Source organism: Streptococcus marimammalium DSM 18627, from assembly GCF_000380045.1.
Classification (GTDB): domain Bacteria; phylum Bacillota; class Bacilli; order Lactobacillales; family Streptococcaceae; genus Streptococcus; species Streptococcus marimammalium.
This window is the reverse complement of the sequence record NZ_KB904356.1, coordinates 1-1265: the sequence shown is the minus strand read 5'-3', so window position 1 is coordinate 1265 and position 1265 is coordinate 1. Positions and strand designations below refer to the sequence as shown.

At 30.8% G+C, this 1265-nt stretch carries 2 protein-coding genes; both read left to right on the top strand.

The window, feature by feature from the left end; genetic code table 11:
- Nucleotides 1–689 (top strand): TNT domain-containing protein (locus tag A3I1_RS0104460; protein ID WP_018370110.1); only part of this gene is annotated, 689 nt, incomplete at its 5' end.
- A gap of 21 nt (nucleotides 690–710) precedes the next feature.
- Complete coding sequence (locus A3I1_RS07930) at nucleotides 711–1121, top strand: hypothetical protein (RefSeq protein WP_018370109.1); 411 nt, start codon at nucleotides 711–713, stop codon at nucleotides 1119–1121.
- Nucleotides 1122–1265: the final 144 nt, after the last annotated feature.

Sequence of the window (1265 nt, the reverse complement as noted above, 5' to 3'; positions counted from 1 at the left end):
CTGAAGATGATGCTAAAATTTCAGAATTTTTAGGCTCGATTGTTGGTGGTTTTTCAGGCTCATATGCGGCGAGTAAGTTTAGTTTGAATGATATTCATGTCAAAACAAATACTAATACTAAAACAAGTTCCTTTATTGATGGCATGTCTGAGACAGATGCCAAAAGATATAACCAGTGGCAAAACTATGTTGATGAAGGTATTGAATCAAATGACAGGGTAAAATTAATGAATTGGGAGTTTTCACCAGATCCTAAATTATATAAACAACATAAACTTACTTATGATAATCCAAGTTATTATAATCAGATGACTGGCGAAGTAATTTATCCTGGGACAAAAGCGAGTGCAAAAGGTCCTATAAATGGTAGTGTACATATTGATGGATTTTTAAATGGAAAATATGAGATACAAACTTTAGAACCGGGAGCTGTTATTGATAGGTATGGTAGTAATGGTAGTGGTAAATACTTTTCACCAATTGGCACAGAGATTGATGCTAGGGCTTTACCACCACATATGTACGATTCTAATATCCTTTACACAAAATATGTTGTACTAAAACCTCTACCTGTAAAAAGTGGGGTTGTTGCTCCTTGGTTTGATAAGACTGGTAACGGAATTCAATATTTTACTAAATTATCTGTAGATGATTTAATCGCACACGATTATATTAAGATTATACCTTAATAAATAAAAAGGAGAAAAATAATGTCAACTATAAAAGAGCTATTCTTATCAAGTTTGCAGAAAGCTGGAATTCCAATTTTGAATAATATGACGTATTTTTTTGATACAAGGCCAGAATTTTTTCCGGAGGGAACAAGTGTTTATTCAGACAATAATAAATTTTATCTTGTTGGTAAAGAACGTCACCTGATTATCAAAGAAAAAGAATTCGAATCAGAATCTGATTTACTTTTTGATTTGTTAGATAGTCATATTATTTATGCAGCAAGTCTTTTTTCATCTAAGAAAGCTGGTGAAAATTTGGAATTATACAAGGAATTATTTAAACGAGAGCAAATACGATTATTTAATCTCATTTCATCAGATTATGGTAGAAAAAAAGAAATTCAAATAAAAGAAATGGAAAAAAGTTCTCCTGATATTAATTGGTAAGAAGAAACTGTTACCATCATCAGATTGATATAAAAATATCAGTATTAAAGAAGGAGATTTTATATGGCACGTAGTAAAATAACATGGGAAGAAGTTAGTCAATATGAACAAATGGAACCTAATGGTAAAATTTGGCGTCATAAT